Raw genomic sequence first — 26217 nt, 5'->3', positions numbered from 1 at the left:
GCGCTATGGAATTCACGATCCAACACTTTATCGCGCTTGCGCCGCTGCTGATCACCAGCCTCACCATCGTGGTGGTGATGCTGGCGATCGCCTGGCGCCGCAATCACTCGCAAACGTTCCTGCTGTCCTGCGCGGGCTTGAACCTGGCCCTGCTGTCGATTATCCCGGCACTCAAGGTCGCACCACTGGCGGTCACCCCGCTGATGATGATCGATGACTTCGCGTTGCTGTATATCGCGCTGATCCTCGTGGCGACCCTGGCCTGCGTCACCCTCGCCCACGCCTACCTCGGCGAAGGCGGCACGGGCTACCCGGGCAACCGCGAAGAGCTGTACCTGCTGATCCTGCTGGCTGCGGCCGGCGGCATCGTGCTGGTCAGCGCGCAGCACCTGGCCGGCTTGTTCATCGGCCTGGAACTGCTGTCGATCCCGACCTACGGCCTGGTGGCCTACGCCTTCTTCAACAAGCGCTCCCTGGAAGCCGGCATCAAGTACATGGTGCTGTCGGCCGCCGGTTCCGCGTTCCTGTTGTTCGGCATGGCCCTGCTCTACGCCGAAGCCGGCAGCCTGAGCTTCACCGGTATCGGTCACGCCCTGGCCGCCACCAACAGCCCCGCGCCGATTGCCCAACTGGGCCTGGCGATGATGCTGATCGGCCTGGCGTTCAAGCTGTCGCTGGTGCCGTTCCACTTGTGGACCCCGGACGTGTACGAAGGCGCCCCGGCGCCGGTCGCCGCGTTCCTGGCCACCGCGTCGAAGGTTGCGGTGTTTGCGGTGATGGTGCGTCTGTTCCAGATCTCTCCTGCCGCCAACACCGGCGTGCTGAGCAACGTGCTGACCGTGATCGCCATTGCGTCGATCCTGTTCGGTAACCTGCTGGCACTGACCCAGAACAACCTCAAGCGTCTGCTGGGTTACTCGTCCATCGCCCACTTCGGCTACCTGCTGATCGCCCTGGTGGCGAGCAAAGGCCTGGCCGTGGAAGCGATCGGCGTGTACCTGGTCACCTACGTGATCACCAGCCTCGGCGCGTTCGGCGTGATCACCCTGATGTCCTCGCCTTACAAAGGCCGTGACGCCGACGCCCTGTACGAATACCGCGGCCTGTTCTGGCGCCGTCCGTACCTGACCGCCGTGCTGACCGTGATGATGCTCTCCCTGGCCGGTATCCCGCTGACCGCGGGCTTCATCGGCAAGTTCTACATCGTCGCTACCGGTGTCGAAGCCCACGAGTGGTGGTTGGTTGCATCCCTGGTGCTGGGCAGTGCCATCGGCGTGTTCTACTACCTGCGCGTGATGGTCACCCTGTACCTGATCGAGCCAAACCTGCGCCGTGTTGACGCCGAGCTGCACTGGGAACAGAAAGCCGGTGGCGTGATGCTGCTGGCCATCGCCCTGCTCGCCTTCTTCCTGGGCGTGTACCCACAACCGTTGCTCACCCTGGTGCAGCACGCGGTGCTGGGCGTTTGATTGCCTAGCGGGATGTCAGTAAACAGAAACGGCGCCTTCGGGCGCCGTTTTGCATGCTGGGGAATGGTTCCAGGCTTCGTTCAAACAATGAGTTCCTGAGCGGTCATCATCAGCTCAGTGCCGACCCGATTTTTTAACGTCTCGATGAAGCGGGTAATTTTTGCATCGATGAACTGCCGTGATGTGTAGACGGCGTAAACATTGCGCTCGTAGGTGTGATACTCAGGCAGAACACGCACGAGCCTGCCTGAACGCAGGTCCTCGATAGCTGAAAAGCCGGCCAGCAAACCTATGCCTGCGCCCTCTCGAATGGCGGACGCCATTGCGTCCATATCATTGACGCTGAAACTCGGGCCCTGGGGGGCGAACGTGGCATCCCCGGCCTTGCTCTTCAATTGCCACTCATCCCGCACATAATCGACGGTGCCCAACAGCAAGCACTGGTGATCATTGAGATCTTCCGGCGTCACAGGGGCCGGGTGTCGTTCCAGATAGGCTGGAGACGCAACCAGCACACAATGGCTAACACCGATTTTTTGGCTGACATACGCTGAATCCGGCAGCGTGCGGGCGATCAGAATAGACACGTCCAATTGGTCTTCCAAAAGGTTAGGCATTCGCTGAGAAAGCAATAAGTCCACGGTGACTTCGGGGAATTCCCGGCGGTACTCCAGCACGGCCGAGGTGACCAACTGCCGCGCCAGCCCCGGCACACAATGCACACGCAATGTCCCCCTGGGTTTCAGCGCGGCATTACTCGCCTCGGCTTCTGCGTTTTCAAGGTCCGCCAGAATCTTGGTACAGCGCTCATAAAAGCGCCGGCCAGCGTCCGTCACCGAAAGACGGCGGGTCGAGCGCTGCAACAGGCGGGTGTCGAGCACGTTTTCCAGCGCGGAAACCGCACGCGAGACATTGCCGACCGTAGAGTCAAGATGGTTAGCCACAGCAGTAAAACTGCCCATCTCAACCACTTTGACGTACACCGACATGTTCGTAAGCTTATCCATCCAGATCTACCTGTCGATCCAATTCCCAACGTTCTTCACTGCAGAAGTACGCCACCAAAAAACACTAACGTCTTGACCTTCGATCCGGACAGTCATCGCCGCATGACGCGTGCGGCAGTGCAGATGCTACACGCTCCCGCCTGTGCTCGATATTCCCTCCAGACACAACAATGATTCCCTCCTGGCCGGCTAAATCAAACGGTTCCCAGTCCATAGACTGGGTTGCACAGGGCGTCTGAACAAGCCCTGCCGCGGCACCCCAGGCGCCGAGCTGTATGAACGTTTGATACTCCAACCGAAGGGCAACCCCATGAACACGTCTTACGACCCGCTTTATCTCTTTATCGGTGGTGAATGGATCAGTGCCGAAGGACGCGCAACCGCTGCTGTCGTCAACCCCGCAACCGCACGTGAGATCGGGCGCGTTCCACTCGCCACCACCGACGACCTCAATCACGCCCTCGAAGTGGCGCAACTGAGCTTTGAGCAATGGCGCCAGACCGTACCTGACAAGCGCGCAAAAATTCTCAAACGTGCTGCCGATCTCATCCTGGAGCGCGCCCCCCACATTGCCGAGCAAATGACCCTTGAAGAGGGCAAGCCGCTTGCAGAAAGCCTGGATGAGGTCACGCGTGCGGCTGAATACTTCGAGTGGTTTGCCGAAAGCGCACGCCGCATCGATGGGCGCGTAGTGCCGGCCAATCGTCCCGGTGTGCTGCAACTGGTAAAACGCCAAGCGATCGGTCCTGTCGCTGCGTTCACGCCCTGGAATTTCCCAGCCATTACGCCCGCACGCAAGCTCTCGGCAGCCTTGGCCGCAGGTTGCAGTGTCATCCTCAAGCCAGGGGAAGAAAGCCCCTCCACGGCGCTGGCCCTGGCGCGTGCACTCGACGATGCAGGCTTGCCTAAAGGCGTGTTGCAGGTGGTCTTTGGTGTACCGGATCAGGTTTCCAGCCACCTGATCGCCTCCTCCATCATTCGAAAGGTGACCTTTACGGGTTCGGTTCCCATCGGGCGGCTGCTATCAGCCCGCGCGGCAGAAGGCGTCAAGCCCATCACCCTGGAATTGGGAGGGCACGGGCCAGTGCTGGTATTCGATGACGCCGACGTCGAAAAAGCCGCCGTCGAAGGCGTTGCCAATCGGTTCCGCGGGACTGGCCAAGTCTGCATCTCATCAACGCGGTTTCTGATTCAGCGTGACGTCTACGAAACCTTTGTCGATCACTTTGTGACGGCCACCCTCGCGTTGAACATTGGCGATGGCCTGCTGCCTGGTACCCAGGTTGGACCGCTCGCCAATCCAAGGCAGTTGGCCAAGATGGAAGTGTTGGTGGCTGATGCCGTCGCCAAAGGTGCACGCGTGTTGGCCGGTGGTAAACGCCTGGAATGCAGCGGCTACTTTTTTGAGCCCACCGTGTTGGCGGATGTGCCTATGAGCGCCCGAGTCATGCATGAAGAACCCTTTGGGCCTATCGCCGTACTGATGCCATTCGATCACTTGGCGGATGGTTTGAAGGAGGCAAATCGACTGCCCTACGGGCTGTCAGCCTACGCGTTCACGTCCAGCGCTCGAACAGCCATTGACGTCGCTGACGGGTTGGAGGCCGGAATGATCGGCATCAACCAATACCGCATCGTCGCCACGGAACTTCCCTTCGGCGGCATGAAAGAAAGCGGCCACGGTTCGGAAGGCGGCATTGAAGGCATCGAGCACTACCTCACCCACAAATTCATCAGCCAGGCTTAAGGAGACCTCATCATGTCCACGCTCAATTTCAGCAGCCCTCGTGAAGCGGCCCGGGCGTTTACACCCAAGCTGTCGCAATTCCTCGATTCAACGCTGTATCCGCAGATCTGGAGCGACCCGGCATTGTCCCCGCGCGACCGAAGCCTGATCACCGTGGCGGCATTGATTGCCGGCGGTCACTCTGAAGAGTTGCCCGCGCACTTGCGACGGGCAGTCAGCAACGGGGTGACCCATGACGAAATCGCCGCCGCGATCACTCACCTGGCGTTCTACGTAGGCTTTCCAGGCGCCATCACCGCCTCCGCTATCGCCAATGCCACGTTTACCGAATCGGAGAAAAACTGACCATGAAAGCCATCAGCATTAGCGCCTTCGGCGCGGCGGACGTACTTGAACTGGCAGACGCTCCCACCCCTGAAGTCCGCCCGACTGACTTGCTGGTACGGGTCTATGCGGCGGGTGTGAACCGTGCGGATCTGACCCATCGAACAGGTGGCTACGGCCATCCAAATTTCGGTGACTCACCGATCATCGGTCTGGAGATCGCCGGCGAGGTGATTGGCAAAGGTGATGAGGTCAAGGATTTTGAGATCGGAGATCGAGTGATGGGCGTTGTCGGCGGTGGGGCCTACGCCGAGCTTGCACGCATCGACTATCGCATGGCCATGCCTATTCCTGCGCAGTTGGACTATGTGCACGCAGCCGCTATTCCCGAGGTCTTCGTCACCGCCCATGAAGCAATGATGCACCTGGCTCGGCTCAAGTCCGGCGATTCGGTATTGATCCATGCCGCTGCGGGTGGTGTGGGATCTGCCGCCGTGCAACTGGCATACGCCACCGGGGCCACGGTGTATGCGACAACCGACGGCAGCAAGCTGGCGCGTGTCGAACATTTGGGAGCCGATACGGCCATTGACTACAAGACGCAGGATTTTGCCCAAGTCATCGCCGATAAAACCCATGGTCGAGGGGTTGATGTCGTCATTGATTTCGTGGGCGAGCCCTACTTCGCACGCAACATCGCTTCCCTTGCCCATGGAGGCCGGCTGGTACAGGTCGGTATCCTGGGCGGAGGCGGTAAGGTAAGCGTAGAACTGGAGCACATCCTTTACCGTCACTTGCAAATCATCGGTACGGTCATGAAGTCCCGTACACAGCCAGAGAAGCACGACATGATCAAGCGCTTCCGCGCGCATTGGCTTGATCGCTTCGAGGGCGCCGGAAGTCTGGAGCCGGTCGTTGACAGCACGTTCCCGCTGTCTCGTGCGGCCGATGCCCATCGCCGAATGGAATCATCCGAGAATGTTGGAAAAATCATTCTGACGATGCAACCGGCTGACTTGGTTTAAGCCCGGCAGCAGGTTGCCACCCTAAAAAACGTTGTTGGTGAGTTTCCCGTCAAGCTCGTTGATTTCCGGTTCGTCGCGCGCTTACGGACGCCCCAGGATTAAGCCCTCCAGCGCTTCGCGAAGTTGCGGATGCGTTGGCAGGCGAATACCGAAGGTATCGTGCAGCACCCTCGACAATTCGTCGGCACTGTCTATCCGGCGTTTTTCGCTGGGGCGATCCAGGGTGTGAATCGCATAGTCAGCGTTGTTCAAGGTGTGGCGTCGACCGGGCGCCAGCAGTGCCACTTTCAACTGGCCGAGAAACGGCGAACCTGGGTGGGTGGAGACGTACCAATTGCCGATTTCATAATCGATGTCCGCCTGCACTTGCAGGTCGAACACGTACAAGCCGCGCCACTCCCCGGCGACCAGGGCCCACAGGGTGTAGCTGCCGTCGTTGAAGGTCAGGCGATAGGGTTCATGGGCGGTCGCCTGCACCGCTTCGGTGTCCAGCAGCAACGGGCTGCTGGGCACCATGCCGCCAAAGCCGACATCGGTCATATAGCGCACGCCGTCCAGGGTCACCAGGCTCAGGCGATGGGTCCGCGCGGTGCGTGCATCGGGTGGCCCGCCCATCACCACCCTGCCGGTGATCCCACGCGCGTCGAAACCCAGTTCCTGCAGCAACGCGAGAAACATCTGGTTCAACTCGTAGCAATAACCACCGCGCCCCTCGAACAACACTTTTTGCTCGACGCTGGGCAGGTCGATCGGTACCGGCAGCTTCATCAGGGTCGACAGGCTTTCAAAGGCAAAGCGGCAGACATGACGCAGCTGCAAATCCCGCAGGGTCTGCAACGTAGGCGCGGGCGGCGCATCGTAACCGAGGTGTTGCAGGTACAAACGGCTATGGGTCAGCTGGAGCATGGCGCGATCCTTGGGCACGGTGCAAAGGCGTCACTATGCCGTCCTGGCATGCACCTTGTCATTTTGAGTGAACCTTTTTGGACGCTTTCCTCTCCATCTATGAACAAGACAGGGAGGCAACATGAGTACCGCAAAAATCTACACCATCCACTACCAACTGCACGGCCAGCCGAAATCTTTTGTGGTGCGCGCAGAAATCATGAACAACGCCGAAGCCTGGCACTGGGCAGCCGTCGACGCCGACATCGCCCATGTCAGTCGTATCGGCCGGGTAGGTCACGAGCAGGTGAAAAAAACCACGCGGCCCTGGGCAGAGAAATACGGCATCACCGACGTCAGTTGGACACCGCCCAAATAAAGCAAAGCCCCGCTCAATGGCGGGGCCCGTATTAGTGTTTCAAGTCGCCCAACGGATCGTAGGGCGGCTTTTTTTTCGCCTCGTCCTTACCTTTCCTATCCAGCGGGGCGATGGCCGGACCTACCGGGTCGACCTGCGGGTCTGCCACATCCGGCGAGTCCGGGTCGAAGCCCAGCTCATCCTGGCCGCTGGCATGTTCGTTGGAGTGTGGGCCATCCGAGGGTTTATTCATGACTGTCTCCTGTTAAAGCGGGCGGGCTTTGTCGTGGAGGGTTTCCAGGTCTTGCTCGACGCGCTCCACCTCATCGTGTTCGTCACGCTCCTTCGGATCATTGGGGCGCAATGCATCGTTATCGCGCTCTTCTTCACCGGGTGTGCGGTCGGGGTCGGGAGTGCCGGGCGGCGGCTGCTTGTATTCGGGCATGATGCTTCACCTCACGGGGGTTAGTGGCCTGCATCGTTTTAGAGGAAGTACCGCAAACCATCGTTCAACTTGATTGCCCCAGGCATGAGAAGATGCCGGCACATTCCTTCTGGAGACCTGCCCCGGATGTTCGAGCTCAAACCCTGCGACCCCGTCACCTACCGCCGTCAGACCCGTCGCAGCACGCTGATCGTGGCCGTGCTTTTCGTGGCCTTGGCGATGCTGCTGTCGAGCCTGGCCGTGATGCTGTTCGGCGAGCCTGGTGGTGATAACTTTCGCTTCAACGTCGGTGGTGTATTTACCGGCGTGTTGATCACTGTTGCCCTGGTGCGCGGCCCGTTGTGGCACCAGCCGTGGCTGGCGCCCGCGGTGTATGGCTGGCAGCTCAAGCGCCAGTTGATGCGCGTGACCAATGTGATGCACACCGTGACCGAACGGGTGCAGGCCAACGACCCGACCGCGCTCAAGGTGCTGCGCTTCTACCACCTGGGGCTGACGCAAATGCACGAGCTGGACGCCAACTCCAGCGCCCAGGCGCAGTTGGTTGGCGAGATCGAGGCGCATAAGGCCAAGATGCAGGCGCTGGGGCTCGACACCGAGCAAACCCGCTTCAACCCCGCCTGGCTGGACAGTATCAAAACCGCTTGAGCCTGCGGATACACGCGCCCTGCCCCATCAGCTGGAACGCTTGGCGCGCCAGCAGAACAGCGCACTTACCGCAATCGCCGCGCCCGCCAGGCCAAACACCCAGGGCGCCGACGCCACCGGCAGCAACAGGCCTGCCAGCAGCGGCCCGAGGCCGGCGCCGATATCGCGCCACACTGCGTTCGACGCCAATGCCGACACCCGCATGGCGCCGGGGTTGCGCTCGGCCACCAGGGTAGTCACGAGGGGCAGTTGCAAGGCGCGCAGCACCAGCACGGCCGCCGCGCCGATGATCACCCAATAGCTGCCAAACGCAGCCAGGGCCAGTGCACTCAAGAACGAAAACAGCAACAACATGGCGGTGGCGCCGAAGCGTTGTGCCGCGCGCCCCCCCAAGGGGCTGAGGAGCAATTCCGACAGGTAACGCAGGGCCATCAAGCCCCCGGCGATCAGCACCGCGTCACCGCCCATGATCTTCTGCGCCTGAATCGACAGACCGAAGATAAACAAGCCATCCAGCGCCACGCCTTCGATAAACGACCAGAGCGCCACACTGTCGGGCCATTTGAAACGGCGCCCCGGGGTGCTGTGCAAGTCGTGCCCGGTGCCGGGCAAACCGCGCGCCATCCACAGCCCCACCAGGCAGCAGCCGGCAAGAATCAGGAAAATCGGACGCGGCCCGGCCCACAACGTCAGCAACCCACCCAGGGGCAAGGCCAGCATCGGCCCAAGCGCAATCAACGCCCGCGATCGCCCGGCCCGGCGCGCGGCGCCCGCAGGCTCCGAGGTGGCCAGCACCTGGGTGGACAGGTTCAACGCGGCAAAACACAAGCCCCAGACCAGGCGCAAGCCCAGCAGGGCGGCAAACCCCGACAGCATCGAATTGCCCACGGCGCACAATGTCGCGGCCCCCGCCGCGATCATGCAGGTCAAGCGGTCGCCGTGGCGCGCGTAAAAATTCAATACATGCCGGTAACCGAAAATCCGTACCAGGCGGTTGGCGGCCAACAACACCCCGGCCTGGGCCAAAGTGATGCCGAACGCCTGGTACTCCATCGGCAGCAGCAGGTAGAGCAACACATCACTGGGTAGGCATAAGGCAAGGGTCAGCGCGGCGCGACGGGAGTGAGTATCAGCGGTGCGGAGGGCCAGGCTGGACATAAATCTGAAACATCCCGAAATATTCAGGTCGCCAAGGTAGCCTTCCCACGCCGGATTTTACAACGCCCAATCACGCTTTTTCCCCATAGGGCAGTAAGCGCAAGCCACTGGCCACGGCGCCCACCAACGCGAACACGCAGCCCAGCCACAAGGCATATTGCGGACCGCTGCCCAGGAACAGGTGGAAACACAATGCCACCAGCGAGGCGCCCAACGTCTGCCCCAGTAACCGTGAAATCGCCACGATGCCACTGGCCCCACCGCTGCGCGCCAACGGCGCACTGGTCATCAGCGCCTTGAGGTTGGGCGACTGGAAAAAGCCAAACCCGGCACCGCACAGTGCCATGCGCCAGCCGATATCGAACGTCGACGCGCCGCTGCCGAGTGTCGCCAGCGCGGCCATGCCGACACTGAGCATCAGCAGGCCGATGCCGCACAGCGCCCCCAGGGAGACACGGTCGGCCAGGCGCCCCGCCACCAGCGCCATGACCGCCACGACGGCTGGCCAGGGCGTCATCAGAAAGCCCGTTTCCACTTGGCTATGCCCGAGCACCGCCTGCAACAGAAAGGGCAGCGACACAAAGGCCAGGCCCTGGGCGCTGAACGCGCAGATCGCCGTGAGGGAAGACAAGGCAAACACCGGCCGCTTGAACAAATCCAGGGCCAGCATCGGCGCCGGGTGCCCGGCCTGCCGGCGCAACAGCAACACGCCACAGACCAGCGCCAGCGCGACCAGGCCCAGGGTCAGCGCGCCCTGGGCGCCGTGCACCGCCGTGCCCAGGCCGAGGACCAGCAAGGCAAATAACCCGGCACACAGCACGGCCGCCAGACGGTCGAAGGCATGCCCGGTCATGGGCAGGGTCGGCAATGAACGCAGGCCCAACACCAGGGCCAACAGCCCCAACGGCACATTGATCAGGTACAGCCAGTGCCAGGTCGCCACCGACAGGATCGCCGACGCGGCGGTCGGCCCCAGGGTAAAGGCCAGCCCCACCACCAACGAGTTGTAGCCCAGGCCACGGCCCAGCATTTTCGACGGGTAGATATGCCGCAACAGCGCCGTATTCACGCTCATGATGGCTGCCGCGCCCAACCCCTGCACCACTCGCGCCGCCGTCAGGGTCACCAGCGACCCGGCCAATCCGCAAAACAGCGAAGACAGGATAAACAGCAGCAAACCGCCGAGGTACACCCGGCGATGGCCCAGCACATCGCTCAACGAAGCGAACGGCAATACCGTGGCGATAATCGCCAACTGGTAAGCATTGACCACCCAGATCACCGAGGCGGAATCGGTGCCGATCCCTTCGGCCAGGGTCGGCAGCGCCGTGTTGACGATGGCCGTGTCCAGGGTCGCCATGCCGATCCCCAGGGAAATGGCGATGACCGCCGGCAGGCGTTTGTTAAAGGGCAACCCATCGGCAACAGAAGACATGAACGATCCAGGCGGGTGACAAAGGCCTCTAGACTAAGGGCTGTGCCGACATTTTTCAGTGATCGATTGCCTGTCTGTCAGAGTTTTCATGTTCGCTTCGAAACAGCAGGCCCGTGGGGTGGATCGCTTAGCCCGTCAGTGCACCCAGGTCCAGGCGCCCGGCCTGAAGTGGCGGGCACCAGTAGTAGCCGCCGGTCAACGGCGTGCTGATGCGATACAAGCCATCGACAATCCCGTCTTCCAGCCCGCTCATGCGGCGCAGTTGCGCTTCGAATGCGTCGAAGGAATGGCCGAAGGCAAGAAACATCAAGCCAGCCTGGCCATTTTCGGCCCACGGCATCGAGCGGCGTACCACGAAGGCTTCCGGGGTGAAACTCTCTTGGGCGGTGCGTTTGGTATGGGCGGATTCGGGGGCGTCGTCGAGTTCTTCGTTGTCGCCATGGCGGCGGCCGATGATGTGGTCGCGCTCCTCGGCGGGCAAGGCGGCGAAGCCATCGAGGTCGTGCTGCCATTGCTGGATCGCGGCGAAGCTGGCACCGCTGTCGGTCAGCGCGGCTTCCACGGCGGCATCGTCGTGGGGGTTTTCGGTGCCGTCTTCGTAGTCGGTCAGGTCGAAGCCGGTCTTGAAGCGAAAACCTTCAGTCGACTGCACCAGGCGAAAAGCCGGGGCCAAGGCTTTTTCAAAGGCGCGACTGCGCAACAGCAGCTCACCGCGATCCACACCATGCAACCACACCCACAGCGCCTGCTGGGTGGAGGGGTTGTGCGCACCTGGCCCGCTGACAGCCGGGAATGGGCGCAAACCGTCGATCTGTGCGCCCAGGGCGGTTACCAGCGGCTCACCGAACCCGACCACGGCCGCCGAATCCACACGCTGCACCAACGCATCCAGCGCAGCGGGCACGGCGTCCAGGGAATCCACGGCAAAAAACAGATGGCGTGCCTGCAAGGGCACCGGAGCGGCAAGAATGCCCGGCTGGTACTGACTCATATGAACTCCTTCAAGAAAGCCGCGCAGTTTACCCGCCACGCGCGCCCCTGCGTACTGCAAAGCGCACAAGCCTTGCCATGGAGACCGTTGTTGGGTGACTCTCTAGTCATGTTTTGCAACTATTCCAGGGGTAGCAACATGACCACCGATAACCTGCTCGCCCAGCTGTTTCCCGTTTCCACCGCCGACATTCCCGAGCAATTTCGCCTGGCGGCGCCTATCGAACAGCGTGATTACCTGGTCGACGGCCAGTTGCGGGTCTGGAACGGTCCGTTGGCCCAGGTCCTCAGCCCCGTGCAACTGGGCGACACGCGTGTGCAGATTGGCAGCACACCACTGCTGGATGCCGACACCGCCCTCACCGCCCTCGACGCCGCCGTGCGCGCCTATGACCGTGGCCAGGGTGAATGGCCGACAATGCGTGTGGCGCAACGCATCCTGCACGTCGAAGCGTTTCTGCGGCGCATGCGCGAACAACGTGATGCGGTGGTCAAGCTGCTGATGTGGGAAATCGGCAAGAACCTCAAGGACTCGCAAAAAGAGTTCGACCGCACCTGCGACTACATCACCGACACCATCAATGCCCTCAAGGAACTCGATCGCCGTAGCAGCCGCTTCGAACTGGAGCAGGACACGCTCGGCCAGATCCGCCGTGTGCCGATGGGCGTGGCGCTGTGCATGGGCCCCTACAACTACCCGTTGAACGAGACGTTCACCACGCTGATCCCCGCGCTGATCATGGGCAATACCGTGGTGTTCAAGCCGGCCAAGCTGGGTGTGCTGCTGATCCGTCCGTTGCTGGAGGCGTTCCGCGACAGTTTCCCGGCCGGGGTGATCAATGTGATCTACGGCAGCGGCCGCGAAACCGTCAGCGCGCTGATGGCCAGCGGCAAGATCGATATCTTTGCGTTTATCGGCACCAACAAGGCCGCCAGTGATTTGAAAAAACTGCATCCCAAGCCACACCGCCTGCGCGCGGCCTTGGGCCTGGACGCGAAAAACCCCGGCATCGTGCTGCCGCAGGTGGACCTGGACAATGCGGTCAGCGAGGCGCTCACTGGCTCGCTGTCGTTCAACGGCCAGCGTTGCACGGCCTTGAAGATCCTGTTTGTGCATGAAGACGTGGTCGATCGCTTTATCGAGAAGTTCAACCAGAAACTGGCCACGCTCAAACCCGGCATGCCGTGGGAAGACGGCGTGTCGCTGACGCCGCTGCCGGAAGTGGGCAAGGTGGATTACCTCACGGCGCTGGTGGCGGATGCGACGCAGCACGGCGCCCAGGTGGTGAACGCCCAGGGTGGCGTCAGTCGCGGGTCGTTCTTTTACCCGGCGGTGCTGTACCCGGTGAACCCGCAAATGCGTGTGTACCACGAAGAACAGTTCGGCCCGGTGGTGCCGATCGTGCCCTACCGCGACCTGGAAACCGTGGTCGATTACGTGCTCGAATCGGACTTCGGCCAACAGTTGAGCCTGTTCGGCACCGACCCGGTGCAAATCGGACGCCTGGTGGACACCTTCGCCAACCAGGTCGGCCGGATCAATATCAATGCCCAATGCCAACGCGGGCCGGACACCTTCCCCTTCAACGGCCGCAAGAACTCGGCCGAGGGCACGCTGTCGGTGCATGATGCGTTGCGCGTATTTTCGATCCGCACCCTGGTGGCAACCAAGTTCCAGGACAGCAACAAGGCGTTGCTCAGCGAGATCCTGCGCAACCGCGATTCGAGCTTCTTGACCACCGACTACATTTTCTAAAAACGCACCGCAGAAAATGTGGGAGGGGGCAAGCCCTAATGCCGGTCAGTTAAGAGATAGAACGGGCGACCGGTAACCTGTGGCGAGCGGGCTTGTCCCGCGTTGGGGTGCGAAGCGCCCCCAATGAAGGACAAATGCGGTGTACCCGATATTGCGCAGGGGCTGGTTTTGGGGCTGCTGCGCAGCCCAACGCGGGACAAGCCCGCTCGCCACAGTGACAGCATTCTTCCTTAACTGATGAAGTGCATTAGAGCTTACCCCCTCCCACACTTGAACCGAATTCGCCCTGACTAGCTGAGGCCCCTTTACTCCCGATGAATCTACCCCTCTTCGCCCGGCGCCTGCTGCGCCCCCTGCTCGACCCGTATCGCCGTTATCGTCATGCCAAGCTGATCCACGCGGTGCGCGTGTCCATCGGCTTGCTGGCGACGATCCTGCTGACCACCGGCATCAACCTGCCCCACGGTGAGTGGGCGTCGGTGACCATGCTGATCGTGATCGGCGGCTTGCAGCATCACGGCAATATCGGCAAGAAAGCCGTGGAGCGCGCCTACGGCACCTTGATCGGCGCCAGCGTCGGTTTGCTGCTGGTGGTGCAACAGGCTTACTTCGGCCAACCCTTGCTGACCTACCTGTTGATGTCGGTGGTGTGCGGGTTCTTTTCCTATCACGCCATCGGCAAGGGCGGCTACATCGCGTTGCTGTCGGCGATCACGGTGTTCATCGTCGCCGGGCATGGTGACAACCCGCTGTCGGATGGCTTGTGGCGCACCGTCGATATCCTGATCGGTATCGTCCTGGCCCTGGCATTTTCCTTCGCCCTGCCGCTGTACGCCGTGTATTCGTGGCGCTACAACCTGGCCAGCGCATTGCGCGACTGTGCCGCGATCTATAGCCGGATCATCAACGGCCAGTCGGTCACCGATGATGAGCACCTTAAACTGCTCAACCGTTTGAACGCGGCCATCGTGCAGTTGCGCTCACTGATGCCATCGGTGTCCAAGGAAGTGCGAATTTCCATGACCGAGCTGGACCACATCCAACGCCACCTGCGCATGTGTATCAGCACCCTGGAGATTCTCGGCAATACCCGGCCGGACCCGCGTGACGAGCAGGCGATGGCGCGCATGCAGGTGATGTTGAAGGCCGAGCACCGGCAGATTCGCGTGCAGCTGGTGGGCATGGCGCGGGCGTTGAAATCCGGGGTGACAGAGCGCCTGGAACGGCCTGGCCACCTCGGAGGCGACAAGCCGACACTGGATGCGCCGGTCTATAGCGCGTTGGATGGCTACCGATTGTTGACGGTGCAACTGGCGGCAAATGTGGATGCACTGCGTCAACGCCTGGCCAAAAGCGCGGGGCACTGGAAGATATAAACAGATGGCCTTTTGACGTGTTTAAGCACGTCAACACTTTCATACTTTCTCTTACATTTTTTTCACGAATTATTCACATCCCGGGACGTAGGGTGAAGCCTCATCCGTTACAAACGTTGCACATCAAGCCCGCCGCCCCAGCGGGCTTTTTTTTGCCTGCGCAAAACACTGTAGGAGCGAGCTTGCTCGCGAAAAGCATTAAACGATAACGCAGCGGTCTCAGGCTGGTTAACCGCGGTGATCGTGCGTTCTTCGCGAGCAAGCTCGCTCCTACAGGGAGGTCAGCGTGAGGCCTTGGCGGCGGGGGCTGCCGCTTGTTCGCGAATGGCCCGCTGGGTATCCAGCACCTTGGCCAACGCGTTTTCAGCCTCCGGGCTTTGCTGCGGCACGCGAATCGCCGCCGACACCAGGGTGATCAACTTGGCCATCACCTCGGCATCCGTGGCCGGGCGGCCCAGGCTCATGGAGTTCATCAACAGGCGCAGTTCGGTACCGGCCATCACCCCGGAAATCGCCTTGAGGGCAAATTGCAGGCGCACCCCCAACTCGTTGCGCGGCAAGTCCGGCAAGGCCAGGGCGAAGGCTTCGAAGAAACGCTGGAACACCGGCTGGTAATGCACCTTGAGGTATTCCTGGATAAACGGCGACGTGTCGCTGTACACCCGCCCGAGGAAGCGAATGAACGAGCGCCCTTGCCCGCTCGCGGGGTCGCTGCGTTCCAGGCCCATGGCCGGGGCAAACAGCACGCCCAGCAGCGTGTCGCAATCAAGGGGCCCGTCGGATTCGGCTTCACAGCGTGCCAGCAACTCCAGGCGCTGCTCGTTAAGCGGCTCCAGGCGCTGCATCAGCAGGGTTTTCATCAGGGAGTCCTTGTCCCCGAAGTGGTAGTTCACGGCGGCCAGGTTGACCTGGGCACGCTCGGTAATCTGCCGTAACAAAACCGCGTCATATCCGTACTTTATGAAGAGAGCCTCTGTCGCATCCAGCAATCGAGTCTTGGTAATGTTTGGAGCGCTGACTTTCTTCGCGACCATAGAAGTTCCACGTGGGAAATATGTTTTAAAAAATTATTTGATTTTTTATACCGGGGCCGTCGTTCGAAATCAAGTAGTGACACTGCGCCATATGATTGAAAAGCCTTGCAGTGTGGCGCATTGAAGGCCGCCGAAGGTTTTTTTGTGGGCGTGAGGCGCCGCATTGGAAATCGTTTCAAAGCGTAAAACCGCTCTACATCCATGGCTGGCGAAGCGGATTGAACGCGGTTACTATTCAAACAATATTTTAAAAACAAGAAATTAAACCAGTCCGTGACGCGTACCAGGCGGCTCCCGAACTTGTTACAACGATTTTCCGGGGGCGTGTCGGCACCGTCGAGACTGCAGGCGTAGTCATGATGACAGACACCCACGCGCACCCAGGCTTGATCTCCCTGCAAGGCATCGGCAAGCGTTATGAGCTCGCCGGGCAGCAACTGTCCATTCTCAATGATGTGTGCTTGTCCATCGCCAGCGGCGATAGCTGCGGCATCCTCGGTGCTTCGGGCTCTGGCAAAAGTACCCTGCTCAATATCCTCGGCCTGCTGGACGTGCCCAACTGCGGCCAGTACCACTTTGCCGGCCACGATATTTTCAGTGCCAGCCCCGATGAACTGGCGGCGATCCGCAACCAGCAGATCGGCTTCGTGTTCCAGAGCTTCAACCTGCTGCCGCGTCTCAGCGCCCTGGATAATGTCGCGTTGCCCTTGAGCTATCGCGGCGTATCACGCCATGAATCGGTAGAACAGGCACTGCGCATGCTTGAACAGGTTGGCCTGGCCGACCGCGCTCATCACCGCCCCGCCGACCTGTCCGGCGGCCAGCGCCAGCGTGTGGCGATTGCCCGGGCCCTGGTCGGCAACCCCTCGGTGATCCTGGCCGACGAACCCACCGGCAACCTCGACAGCACCACTGCCCAGGAGATCATGGACCTGCTCCTGGCGCTCAATCGCGAGCAACAGGTCACCCTGATCATCGTCACCCACGACGCGCACATCGCCGAGCGCCTGGAGCGCAAGATCCTGGTGCGCAACGGTGTGGTGCATGAGGCTGGCGGCCTATGAACCTGCGGGTCGAACAGAGCCTCAGCCAACTGCTGCACGAAGCGTTCGTCAGCCTGCGCACCCTGGGCAAGCGCTCGATCCTGGCGCTGCTGGGTATTGTGATCGGCAGCTCGTCAGTGGTGGCGCTGATCAATATCGGCCACAACGCAGCGGTGGACGCCGCAATGATCTTCAAGGACATGGGCACCGACACCCTGATCGCCCAGTTCCCGCCCAAAGGCACCGCCAACGTGCCGATGCGCACCCAGCTCGACCTCGATGCCGTACGCCGGGCCGTGCCGGGGATCGCCCATATCGGCGCGATCACCCCGTTCAGCGGGCCCATGGTGTTCCATGGCCGCACCACCAACGCCAACTTCGTCGGCATCACCCCGGATATCCCGCCGACCATGCGCCTGGTGCTGCGCGAAGGACGCTTCCTGTCCCCCTTCGACGCAAATGAAACCTACGGCGTGATCGGCGACCAGCTCGCCCAGGCCCTGGGCGCGCCGGGTGACCCACTGAAGCTGGGCGACCGGGTGCGCATCAATGACTACCTGTTCCAGGTGGTGGGCATTTTGTCCAACCAGCCCCGGGCGATGCTGATGCCGGTGCAGGCCAACGAGACGCTGTTCATGCCTGCGGACGGCATGCGCCGCATCTACCCCAACCCGCAAATCAGCAATGTGATCATCCGCGCCGCCCCCGGCGAGGACATGGAACGCGTGGCGCGGGACGCCGCCGTCGCGCTGCGAACCCAACTGAGCGACCACGACGTCGAGATCACGGTGCCCCAGCAAATGATCGATGGCATGACCCGGCAAAGCCGCACCTTCGCCTACCTGCTGCTGGCCTTGGGGGCGATCTCCCTGGTGGGCGGCGGCGTCGGTGTGATGAATGTGATGCTGATGAACGTCTCGGAACGCCGACGCGAGATAGGCATTCGCATGGCCCTCGGTGCGCGCCAGCGGGATATCCGCAACCTGTTCCTGCTCGAAGCCGTGACCCTCACCGCCGTCGGCGCACTGTGCGGCGCCGTGCTGGGCATGACCGCCGCCTGGCTATACGCCTGGTTGTCGGGCTGGGAATTCGCCCTGGCTGTCGCCGCCCTGCCCCTGGGCGTGGGCAGCACGTTGCTGGTGGGGCTGTTCTTCGGTATTTACCCGGCGGTCTCGGCCTCGCGGTTGCAACCGGTGGAGGCCCTGCGCGATGAGTAAATGGCTCTGGTTGCTCGCCTGGGTCAGCCTGCACGGCGTGGCCGCCGACGTCGTCATCAAACCGTCAGCGCCCAGTACCACCCGCAGCGGTTATGAGCGTGGCGTTTCGCTCAACGCCCAGGTCACCAACATGACCCTGGGAGATGCCGTGTACCTGGGCCTGCGCAATAACCCGGCGATCCGTAGCGCCTACCTGCAGCGGGTGGCGCAGAAGTTCGACCTGCGCGTGGCCGAAGATGTGTTCAACCCCAAGCTCACCCTCAACAGTTATTACCGCAGTACCCGTGGCTCGACAGACAACACACGCAACGCCAACCTGGCGCCGGCCACCAGCCTGCTCAGCGAATACGGCACGCGGCTGAGCATGGCGTGGACCCAGCAACTGACCAACGCCGACCGCGCCGGCCGCTACCGCAGCGACGGCCTCGACCTGGCGATCATCCAACCGCTGATGCGCGGCGCCGGCTGGGACGCCACCACCGCGCCGCTGCGCCTGTCGCGCCTGTCGGAGCAGGCCAACCGCCTGAACCTCAAGGCCACCGTGGCGCAGACCATCAGCCAGATCATCGCCACCTACCGCGAGCTGCTGCGCGCCCAGGAACAACTGAGCATCGTGCAGGATGCCCTCAAGCGCTCGGGCACGTTGCTGGAAGTGAACAAGGCATTGATCAGTGCCGGGCGCATGGCCGAGTTCGAAATCGTGCAGACCGAAGCCGACATCGCCACCCAGCAACTGGGCGTGGAAGAGGCGCAAAACCAACTGGACACCAGCCGCCTGGCCCTGCTGCGCCTGCTGGCCCTGGACCTGTCGACGCCGATTCGTGCCACCGAGGCCCTGGAAGCCAGGCCCATGCAAATCGACAAGCGCCAGGCGTTCACTCTGGCGCAGACCCAGCAACCGGAATACCTTGCCGCCCTGCTCGGCAGCCAGCAGGCCGACCTCAACCTGGTGATTGCCAAGGACTCCGGGCGCTGGCAAGTGGACCTGGTGGCCGGGGCGAACCAGGTCCGCGATGCCTACAATAACAATGCCGGCAGCACCAACAACCGCACCTGGGACAGCTACGCCGGGGTGCAGGTGCAGATCCCCATCGGTGATATCAGCACGCGCCAGGCCGAAGTGCGTGCGCGGGTGAACGTGGAGGACCAGGAGATCCGTATCACCGACGCGCGCCAGGAACTGGAGCGCAACGTCAACGATGTGGTGCGCGACCTCGGTACGCGCTGGCGCCAATATGAAATCTCCCAGCGCGCCGTGGAGCTGTCGCGGCGCAAGATCGACATCGAGCGGGAAAAACTCAGCGCCGGACGCTCCACCAACTTCCAGGTGCTGAGCTTCGAGACTGACCTGCGCAACGCCGAAAATGCACAGCTCAATGCACTGATCGCTTATTTGAACGCCCAGACCCAACTCGATCTGACCCTGGGCATGACGCTGGAAAGCTGGGAAATCGCCCTCAATGACTACTGACAAAAAACGCCTGCTGGGTGCTGTCTTGATCGTGCTGCTGGCGGCTGCGGGGATCACCGCGCTGAGCCTGCGCAGCCCGGCCGCCAACACGGCGCCGGTGGGCGAACAATGGCTGGCGGTGAAACCCGACCCGCTGGTGCACCAGATCGGCCTGGTGGGCAAGATCGAGCCCGACACCACCCTCACCCTCACCGCGCCCTTTGACGGCAATGTGGAGGCCAACCTGGTGGAACAAGGCCAGCGGGTCGAGGCCGGCCAGGTGCTGTTGCGCATGGACCCGGCCACCCTCGAAGTGCAACTGCGCGACGCCCTCTCCGCACAGCTCAAGGCGCGGCGCACCGTGCAGGAAATGCAGGACTGGGACAGCAGCCCCACCGTCAGCCGTGCGCGCCGCAGCCTGCGCACCGTAGAAATGACCGCCGGCAATACCCAGCGCAAACTCACCGAGAGCGAAAACCTGTTCCAGCGCGGCATCATCCCGCGCAATGAGCTGGACGACCTCAAGCAACAGACCCAGCAACAACAACTGGACCTCGCCTCGGCCCGCAGCGAACTGCAGCAGGCGCTGGAGCAAGGCAAAGGCGAGTACCGGCAAATTGCCGATATGGAGCTGACCAACGCCACGGTGAAATACGACGCCCTGCACAAGTTGCTCGAAGGTCGCGAGGTCAAGGCGCCATTCTCCGGCATCGTCGTGCCCGCGCCCGGCAGCAGCACCCCATCGGCCCAAGGCGGCAGCAACAATGCACCGGTGCAGGCCGGCAGCAGGGTCAGCCAGGGCCAGGTGCTGTTCGGCCTGGCCAATATCGAGCGGCTGAAAATCGTCGCCAAGGTCTCCGAACTGGACATCAACCAGTTGCACCAGGGCCAGGCCGTGGAAGTGATGGGCGATGGTTTTGATGGCGAGCGACTGACCGGCTCGGTCAGCGTGGTCAGCGGCCTGGCGATAGCCGGCGACAGCCAGGGCAGCGCGCAGTTTCCGGTGACCCTGTCGATCCCCAAGCTGACGCCGCAGCAGTTGCAGCGGGTGCGGCTGGGGATGAGCGCACGCTTGACCATCGCCACTTACAACAATGCCCAGGCGATCATCGTGCCGGCGCCGGCAATCACCCGTGGCGAGGATGGCATGACAGTGGAGTATCGAGAGGCGATGGATAAGCCGGTAGAGCAGGTGAAGGTGACCACCGGGCAATCGACGCCGCAGGGCGTGGAGGTGTTCGGCCTCAAGCCCGGCTTTGTGAAGACCTCAAGATAAATGCAGAACCCCTGTGGGAGGGGGCTTGTCTCCGATGGCAGTGGGTCAGCCGAAGATGCATTCACTGACACTCCCTCATCGGGGCATGGGTATCTACACAATTTTCAGTGGTCTGTGGCGAGGGAGCTTGCTTCCGTGGCGGCCTTTGGGCCGACCATGTGGTTGGATTTGACCGAGTACATATCCGTTGCTGCGGTAACGGCTGCTTAGGGTTCCGCTCTTACAGCGGGTCACTTTTGGAAAAGAGCCCCAAAAGTAACCAAAAGGGCTCTTGCCCCACCACTCGGTACCTCGCCTAGGCTCGGTATGCCCGAACGCAGGCTTGAATCCGTGGGCCGCCGTCATGGGCCATCCCTGGCCCAGGACGGCTAACCCGGCGTCCTGCCGGGTTACCCACGGATTCAAGCCTGCGTTCGGCCAGCGTGGTTAACGGGGCGCCTGAGATCAAGATCAAAAGCCAGAGCCAGAGCCAGAGCCAGAGGAGATCAAAAGATTGCTGACTTCGTCAGCGGTTAAGGAAATAGAAGCCACACCGCGTACGCTTCAATGATCAGGTCGGCTTTAAGGCCGCCTCGCTTTTGTTTTTGATCTGGGATCGCCCCGTCAAACACGCTGGCCGAACGCAGGCTTTGGAGCGTGGGTAACCCGGCAGGACGCCGGGTTAGCCGTCCTGGGCCAAGGATGGCCCATCGCGGCGGCCCACACTCCAAAGCCTGCGTTCGGGCACACCGAGCCTAGGCGAGGTGCCGAGTGTTGGGGCTGTACGTTTTTGGTTACTTTTGGCGCTCGCTCTTCCAAAAGTGACCCGCTGTAAGAGCGGAACCATAGGCAGCCGTTACCGCAGCAACGGATATGTACTCACCCAACCCCCAAAAAGCGGTCGGCCCGAAGGCCGCCACGGGACCAAGCTCCCTCGCCACAGACCGCTGAAAAAAGTTGTGTAGATACTTATGGCCATCGGGGGCAAGCCCCCTCCCACATTTAGATTTCTGTCAGCGTTGAAGCCAGTGCCTTGGCTTGAAGCGCCACATCGGTCACCGCCGTGCTCTCCCACCACATCCCGCGCAACGGCGGGCCCATGGCGAACAAGCGCGCACTGACCTGGCCCTGGGCATCCAGCACCGCCCCCGACGCATCCGCCGCAATCCCCAACGCCAACGGCCCAGGCTGGACCAACCCGCGCTTGAGCAACTGTTGCGGCAGTGGCCGGGCCACGCGGCGCCAGTCGTACTCGATGCCGCTGGAGTTGATCAGGGCTGCGCCCGACACCAGAGTCACCGCAGGTTCGCCACGCCGACGCAAACGAATGGTCACGCCGCTGCCCGAAGGCTCCAGGCCCTTGTACGAGGCCGCTTGAATCCGTAACCGCCCCTCCTCATGCAGCCTGGCCACCAACTGCGCACTCAACGGCGGGGAACGGTGATGATGGCTTTCCCACCATGGCCGCACATGCCGCACGAACTGACGCTTCTCGCCCTCGCTGGCCTGGCTCCACAACCGGCCGATATGGGCGCGCACCGTGTCCAACGGCGCCTGCCAATCGATACCCTGCTCCAGCGCGAGGCGGCATTGGCGACGCACCTCGCGCAGCAGTTGCCGAGGGCTTCGCAGGTTGTGGTTCGCGCCGAGAAAGTCTTCCCAGCTGGGCGGTTGCCGGCGCACATGGGGCAGCAGGCCGTGACGGGAAAACACCTCAATCGGCCCACGATGCCCGGCCTGTTCCAGGGACACCACGGCATCCACCATGGTCAGCCCGGAGCCGATGATCAGCACGGGCGCCTGCGGGTCGATCTGGGTCATGGCCTGCACGTCCCACGGGTCGACGGCCGCAGCGTTCAAACCGCTGGACTCGGTCTGGGGCGTGCGCGCCGCCGGGAACATGCCAGTGGCCAACACCGCTTGGGCGCCGCGCAGTTGCTGGCCGTTGTCGAGGGTCAGCAATACCCCCTCGTCCTCGACTTGCAGATCGACCACCTCGGCGCGGATATGCTCGACGGTGGACGCCGAAAACGCCTTGGCTTCAGCCAACCGTTGCTGCGCATACAGGCCAAAAATGCCGCGTGGCGGGAACAGTTCGCTGATGGGCACGTGCTGCTGGTCGGACTCAGGCCAACCGCCCGCACCGATGTAGTCGGTGAGCCATTGGGTCAGGTCGTCGGCATTGTCCGGGTCGACACTCATGCGCGCCGCATTGCCATTTAAGGTGTGGCCCAACTCGACCGCGCTGTAGGCCTCGCCACGCCCGAGTTCGCGGCGCGGTTCGATCACCAGGATTTGCCGTTGGCCAGGCAGGCGCAGCAGTTGCACAGCCAGCATCGTGCCGCTCAGGCCGCCGCCGATGATCAGGACATCAGCGTTGCGGATGGTTTCACTCATGCGGATTCGCCCTTACTGTTTACCCAGATAAATGTCATGCAAATCGCCCCGCGCCAGCAACTCGGCGGCGCTGCCACTCAGGACCACCCGCCCAGTATCCAGCACGTAGCCGTGGGACGCATAGTTGAGCGCCACGTTGATGTTCTGCTCGGCGACCAGGAAGCTCACCTGCTGCTCGCGGTTGAGCTGCGCGATGATCTCGAAGATCTCTTGCACGATCATAGGCGCCAAACCCATGGACGGCTCGTCGAGCAGTACCAAAGTAGGACGGGTCATCAACGCCCGACCGATGGCGACCATCTGTTGCTCGCCACCGGAGGTCAGCCCGGCGCGGGTGTGGCGCTTGGTCTTGAGCCGGGGGAACCAGGCATAGATGCGCTCCAGGTCGTGTTCCATGGCCTTGCGGCTCAGGCGCCGCACAAAACCACCGCTGCGCAGGTTGTCTTCCACGCTGAGCTGGCCGAACACATGGCGGCCTTCGAGCACATGCACCATGCCTTGGCGCACACGCTGGCTGGGGTCGACACCGGCCAGGTCGACGCCGGCGTATTCGATCACGCCACGGCTGACTTCGGCGCGCTCGGCACGCACCAACCCGGAGATCGCCTTGAGGGTAGTGCTCTTGCCGGCGCCGTTCGCGCCGAGCAAGGCGACGATGGCGCCCTTGGGCACGCTCAGCGACACCCCGGCCACCGCCAGGATCGCGCCGTCGTAGATGACCTCGATGTCGTTGACCGTCAGCAGCGCGGCGTGTGCAGGTTCTGCGGCAGGCAGGCTCATGGTTTATTCATCCCCGGTGCAGGTGCGTGGCGTCAGGCCTTTTTCCTTGGCGAAGGCCGCGGACTTTTCATCGATCAGCGGGCGCAACAGTGCGCGGTCGGCGGCGATCCAGTCGCTGACCAGCGTCCACTGAGCACCGTCCCACTGCTGTACCCGCGCCGAGCCGCCGCCTTCGTGGTCGCGGCACGACAGCTTGAGGTTCTGCATCAGGCCCAGGTAACCCATGGCCTTGAGGCGCGCGTCGTCGATATTCAAGTGCTCCAGGCCCCAGCGGCCTTCTTCGCCATTGAGCGGGCGCTGGCCGAACCTGGCCTGGGCCGTGCGGATCGCCTCCACCGCCACGGCAGCATTCACCAGGCCGGAGTTGTAGTACACGCTGCCGAAGTTCTTCAGGTCCTTGAGGTCGCTGTGGCCCTTGTCGAGGACGGATTGCTTGAGGCGTTTGTGGATCTCGAAGTCGCTGCCGGCCGGGTACGGCGTGAGGGCCAGGTAGCCCTTGGCGGCGGCGCCTGCGGGCAATACGTCTTCGCTGGAACTGGCCCAGATATCGCCGATGATATGGTCCACCGGGAAGCCGAAGCGCGCAGCGGTCTTGACCGCCACGGGGGTCGACACGCCCCAGGTGCGCAGGAACACCCAGTCCGGGTTGGCCTGGCGGACCTGGCGCCATTGCGCCGATTGTTCGTTGCCTGGGTCGGCCACCGGAATCTGGATATTTTCAAAACCGTATTTTTCGGCGAGCAACTTCAACGGGCCGAGGGTTTCGCGACCGTAGGCCGAGTCGTGGTAGACCGTGGCGATCTTCTTGCCCTTGAGCTTGTCGAAACCACCCTCGCGCTGGGCGATGTAGTTCACCAGGGTCGACGCCTCGCTGTAGAACGTCAGCATCACCGGAAAGTTATACGGGAACACCGTACCGTCGGTGGCTTCGGTACGCCCGTAACCGAGGGTGATCAGCGGGATCTTGTCCACCTCTGCCCTTTCGCTGAGCGCATAGGCCGCCGGCGCGCCATTGGGCTGGTACACCGCGACCGGCGCGCCCTCCAGGCCATGCTTGAAGCGCTCGTAGCATTCGATGCCTTTCTCCGCCGTCCACTCGGTCTCGCATTCCTGCCACACCAACTTGACGCCATTGATGCCGCCTTCGACCTCGTTGATATAACGCAGGTAGTCGATCATCCCGGCCCACACCTGCACACCGCTGGACGCGTAGGCGCCCACGCGATAGGTGGCCAGGGGAATGAATTGCTGGTCCGGCGAGGCCATCGCTTGGGGGACAGCACCGGCCAGGGTTGCCAACGTAAACGCGGCGCCGATCAAGGAACGTTTCAAGGATGCACGCATAAGGATTCTCTTGGAGGAATGTCAGAAACGCAGCGGCCACTGCCGCACACGGTCACGCAGGTTGTGCAACAGGCGGATCAAGCCCTCGGGCTCCTTGATCAGGAACACGATGATCAACACGCCAAAGATGATTTTTTGCAGGTTCTGCAACTGCCCCGCGTCCACCGAACCGCCGAACAGCGCCTGCCCGGCATGGCTGAGGACAATCGGCAGCAGGCTGATAAACGCCGCACCCACGAAGTTGCCGGCGATGCTGCCCATGCCGCCGATGATGATGATGAACAGGATCTGGAATGAGCGATTGATATCGAAGCTGCTGGCGCTGGCCGTGCCCAGGTAGGCGAACGCCCACAGCGCGCCGGCAATGCCCAGGTAAAACGAGCTGACCGCAAACGCCAGGCGCTTGTAGCGCACCACCGGGATGCCAACCACGGCGGCGGCGGTGTCCATGTCGCGGATCGCCATCCAATTGCGCCCGACCTGGCTGCGCACCAGGTTGATGGCGGTCCAGGTCAACAGCAGCACCGTCACCAACGTCAGCCAATAGCGGCCCAGCGGCGTGTTGAGGTCATGGCCGAACAGCGCCAGCTTCGGCGCAGAGATGGTCCCGGACGAGCCGTAGTTGTAGAACCAGGGAAACTTGACGAACAGCCACTCCAGGAAAAACTGCGCGGCCAGGGTGGTGACCATCAGGTAGAAGCCCTTGATCCGCGAGCTGGGCAAGCCGAACAGCAAACCGACCAACGCACTGATAATCCCCCCACCGAGCAGCGCCAGCGGCAGGCCCAGCTCCGGCAGGCGTAACAGGAAACCGTAGGTCGCGAACGCGCCGACGGCCATGAAACCCGCCGCGCCGACCGAGGTTTGCCCGGTATAGCCGGTCAGCAGATTCAAGCCAAGCCCGGCCAGGGACAGCACCAGGAACGGGATCAGGATCGCATTGAGCCAATAGTCATTGCCCCACAGCGGCACCACGATAAAGGCCAGGGCCAGCAGGCCGATCAGGCCCCAGGGCACGCGTCGCTGTACCAGCAACAACGGCGCGGTTTGTTGAGCAACGGGAATCGACATGGT

The 26217-nt window shown here is 62.2% G+C and carries 24 protein-coding genes; 12 read left to right on the top strand and 12 right to left on the bottom strand.

Annotated elements, in window-relative coordinates; genetic code table 11:
• The first annotated feature begins 5 nt into the window (after positions 1-5).
• Positions 6-1469: an NADH-quinone oxidoreductase subunit NuoN gene (gene nuoN, locus P2T68_RS14325; protein WP_024076181.1), complete on the top strand. Its 1464-nt coding sequence runs from the start codon at positions 6-8 to the stop codon at positions 1467-1469.
• An 80-nt stretch (positions 1470-1549) separates the two neighbouring features.
• Here the strand turns inward: nuoN and P2T68_RS14320 are convergent, their stop codons facing one another.
• Positions 1550-2476, bottom strand: coding sequence for a LysR family transcriptional regulator (locus tag P2T68_RS14320; protein ID WP_069076516.1), 927 nt, complete (start codon positions 2474-2476; stop codon positions 1550-1552).
• A 310-nt stretch (positions 2477-2786) separates the two neighbouring features.
• Between P2T68_RS14320 and P2T68_RS14315 the strand changes: the two genes are divergently transcribed.
• Genes P2T68_RS14315 through P2T68_RS14305 form a run of 3 tightly spaced genes read left to right on the top strand, consistent with a single transcriptional unit; the run spans position 2787 to position 5572 of the window.
• Positions 2787-4223, top strand: coding sequence for an NAD-dependent succinate-semialdehyde dehydrogenase (locus P2T68_RS14315; protein WP_277379505.1), 1437 nt, complete (start codon positions 2787-2789; stop codon positions 4221-4223).
• 12 nt (positions 4224-4235) lie between these two features.
• The gene (locus P2T68_RS14310) at positions 4236-4568 is read left to right on the top strand and encodes a carboxymuconolactone decarboxylase family protein (protein WP_277379504.1); all 333 of its coding nucleotides are present in this window, start codon (positions 4236-4238) and stop codon (positions 4566-4568) included.
• Between the two features lie 2 nt (positions 4569-4570).
• Entirely contained in the window at positions 4571-5572 is a 1002-nt protein-coding gene (locus P2T68_RS14305) for an NAD(P)H-quinone oxidoreductase (protein ID WP_024076185.1), read from the top strand.
• 81 nt (positions 5573-5653) lie between these two features.
• Here P2T68_RS14305 and P2T68_RS14300 read toward each other — a convergent pair whose 3' ends face one another.
• Positions 5654-6478, bottom strand: a complete 825-nt coding sequence (locus P2T68_RS14300) for an arylamine N-acetyltransferase (protein WP_102625036.1) — start codon at positions 6476-6478, stop codon at positions 5654-5656.
• Positions 6479-6599: 121 nt separating this feature from the next.
• Here P2T68_RS14300 and P2T68_RS14295 point away from each other — a divergent pair, with 121 nt between their 5' ends.
• Positions 6600-6836, top strand: coding sequence for a DUF6555 family protein (locus P2T68_RS14295; protein WP_024076187.1), 237 nt, complete (start codon positions 6600-6602; stop codon positions 6834-6836).
• A 31-nt stretch (positions 6837-6867) separates the two neighbouring features.
• On the opposite strand, the gene P2T68_RS14290 is transcribed toward P2T68_RS14295, so the two are convergent.
• Complete coding sequence (locus tag P2T68_RS14290) at positions 6868-7068, bottom strand: DUF6021 family protein (RefSeq protein ID WP_024076188.1); 201 nt, start codon at positions 7066-7068, stop codon at positions 6868-6870.
• Between the two features lie 12 nt (positions 7069-7080).
• Positions 7081-7260: a hypothetical protein gene (locus tag P2T68_RS14285; protein WP_024076189.1), complete on the bottom strand. Its 180-nt coding sequence runs from the start codon at positions 7258-7260 to the stop codon at positions 7081-7083.
• Positions 7261-7386: 126 nt separating this feature from the next.
• Between P2T68_RS14285 and P2T68_RS14280 the strand changes: the two genes are divergently transcribed.
• Positions 7387-7908 (top strand): DUF3087 domain-containing protein, encoded by a 522-nt coding sequence (locus P2T68_RS14280; protein WP_277379503.1) that lies wholly within the window; start codon positions 7387-7389, stop codon positions 7906-7908.
• Positions 7909-7935: 27 nt separating this feature from the next.
• Here the strand turns inward: P2T68_RS14280 and P2T68_RS14275 are convergent, their stop codons facing one another.
• From P2T68_RS14275 to P2T68_RS14265, 3 genes are all read right to left on the bottom strand, one after another.
• Positions 7936-9066 (bottom strand): MFS transporter, encoded by a 1131-nt coding sequence (locus P2T68_RS14275; protein ID WP_024076191.1) that lies wholly within the window; start codon positions 9064-9066, stop codon positions 7936-7938.
• A gap of 70 nt (positions 9067-9136) precedes the next feature.
• Positions 9137-10501 carry an MFS transporter gene (locus P2T68_RS14270; RefSeq protein ID WP_277379502.1) on the bottom strand — a complete coding sequence of 455 codons (1365 nt, stop codon included), beginning with the start codon at positions 10499-10501 and terminating at the stop codon, positions 9137-9139.
• A 127-nt stretch (positions 10502-10628) separates the two neighbouring features.
• Positions 10629-11492: a Dyp-type peroxidase gene (locus P2T68_RS14265; protein ID WP_024076193.1), complete on the bottom strand. Its 864-nt coding sequence runs from the start codon at positions 11490-11492 to the stop codon at positions 10629-10631.
• A 138-nt stretch (positions 11493-11630) separates the two neighbouring features.
• On the opposite strand from P2T68_RS14265, the gene P2T68_RS14260 reads away from it, so the two are divergent.
• Together P2T68_RS14260 and P2T68_RS14255 are read left to right on the top strand one after the other, a co-directional pair.
• Positions 11631-13247, top strand: coding sequence for an NADP-dependent glyceraldehyde-3-phosphate dehydrogenase (locus P2T68_RS14260; protein ID WP_277379501.1), 1617 nt, complete (start codon positions 11631-11633; stop codon positions 13245-13247).
• 314 nt (positions 13248-13561) lie between these two features.
• Positions 13562-14623, top strand: coding sequence for an FUSC family protein (locus P2T68_RS14255; protein ID WP_024076195.1), 1062 nt, complete (start codon positions 13562-13564; stop codon positions 14621-14623).
• Positions 14624-14904: 281 nt separating this feature from the next.
• Here the strand turns inward: P2T68_RS14255 and P2T68_RS14250 are convergent, their stop codons facing one another.
• A complete protein-coding gene (locus P2T68_RS14250) occupies positions 14905-15657 on the bottom strand; it encodes a TetR/AcrR family transcriptional regulator (protein WP_277379500.1) in 753 nt (250 codons plus the stop codon).
• A gap of 356 nt (positions 15658-16013) precedes the next feature.
• Between P2T68_RS14250 and P2T68_RS14245 the strand changes: the two genes are divergently transcribed.
• Genes P2T68_RS14245 through P2T68_RS14230 form a run of 4 tightly spaced genes read left to right on the top strand, consistent with a single transcriptional unit; the run spans position 16014 to position 20643 of the window.
• Positions 16014-16721, top strand: coding sequence for an ABC transporter ATP-binding protein (locus P2T68_RS14245; RefSeq protein WP_069076509.1), 708 nt, complete (start codon positions 16014-16016; stop codon positions 16719-16721).
• Positions 16718-17917, top strand: coding sequence for an ABC transporter permease (locus tag P2T68_RS14240; protein ID WP_277379499.1), 1200 nt, complete (start codon positions 16718-16720; stop codon positions 17915-17917). The genes P2T68_RS14245 and P2T68_RS14240 overlap by 4 nt, the downstream gene beginning before the upstream one ends.
• Positions 17910-19388: a TolC family protein gene (locus P2T68_RS14235; RefSeq protein WP_024076199.1), complete on the top strand. Its 1479-nt coding sequence runs from the start codon at positions 17910-17912 to the stop codon at positions 19386-19388. Before P2T68_RS14240 ends, P2T68_RS14235 begins: the two co-directional genes overlap by 8 nt.
• The gene (locus tag P2T68_RS14230; RefSeq protein ID WP_277379498.1) at positions 19378-20643 is read left to right on the top strand and encodes an HlyD family efflux transporter periplasmic adaptor subunit; all 1266 of its coding nucleotides are present in this window, start codon (positions 19378-19380) and stop codon (positions 20641-20643) included. Before P2T68_RS14235 ends, P2T68_RS14230 begins: the two co-directional genes overlap by 11 nt.
• Positions 20644-21624: 981 nt before the next feature.
• Here the strand turns inward: P2T68_RS14230 and P2T68_RS14225 are convergent.
• Genes P2T68_RS14225 through P2T68_RS14210 form a run of 4 tightly spaced genes read right to left on the bottom strand, consistent with a single transcriptional unit; the run spans position 21625 to position 26214 of the window.
• The gene (locus P2T68_RS14225; RefSeq protein ID WP_102625049.1) at positions 21625-23019 is read right to left on the bottom strand and encodes an FAD/NAD(P)-binding protein; all 1395 of its coding nucleotides are present in this window, start codon (positions 23017-23019) and stop codon (positions 21625-21627) included.
• Positions 23020-23031: 12 nt separating this feature from the next.
• Positions 23032-23799, bottom strand: coding sequence for an ABC transporter ATP-binding protein (locus P2T68_RS14220; protein WP_024076202.1), 768 nt, complete (start codon positions 23797-23799; stop codon positions 23032-23034).
• Between the two features lie 3 nt (positions 23800-23802).
• Complete coding sequence (locus P2T68_RS14215; protein ID WP_024076203.1) at positions 23803-25143, bottom strand: ABC transporter substrate-binding protein; 1341 nt, start codon at positions 25141-25143, stop codon at positions 23803-23805.
• A 21-nt stretch (positions 25144-25164) separates the two neighbouring features.
• The gene (locus P2T68_RS14210) at positions 25165-26214 is read right to left on the bottom strand and encodes a branched-chain amino acid ABC transporter permease (protein ID WP_024076204.1); all 1050 of its coding nucleotides are present in this window, start codon (positions 26212-26214) and stop codon (positions 25165-25167) included.
• Positions 26215-26217: the final 3 nt, after the last annotated feature.

It is taken from the genome of Pseudomonas sp. G11 (assembly GCF_029457515.1).
In the GTDB taxonomy this organism is placed as follows: domain Bacteria; phylum Pseudomonadota; class Gammaproteobacteria; order Pseudomonadales; family Pseudomonadaceae; genus Aquipseudomonas; species Aquipseudomonas gorinensis.
The sequence above is the reverse complement of the archived record's forward strand: the minus strand, read 5'-3'. Positions and strand labels throughout refer to the sequence as shown.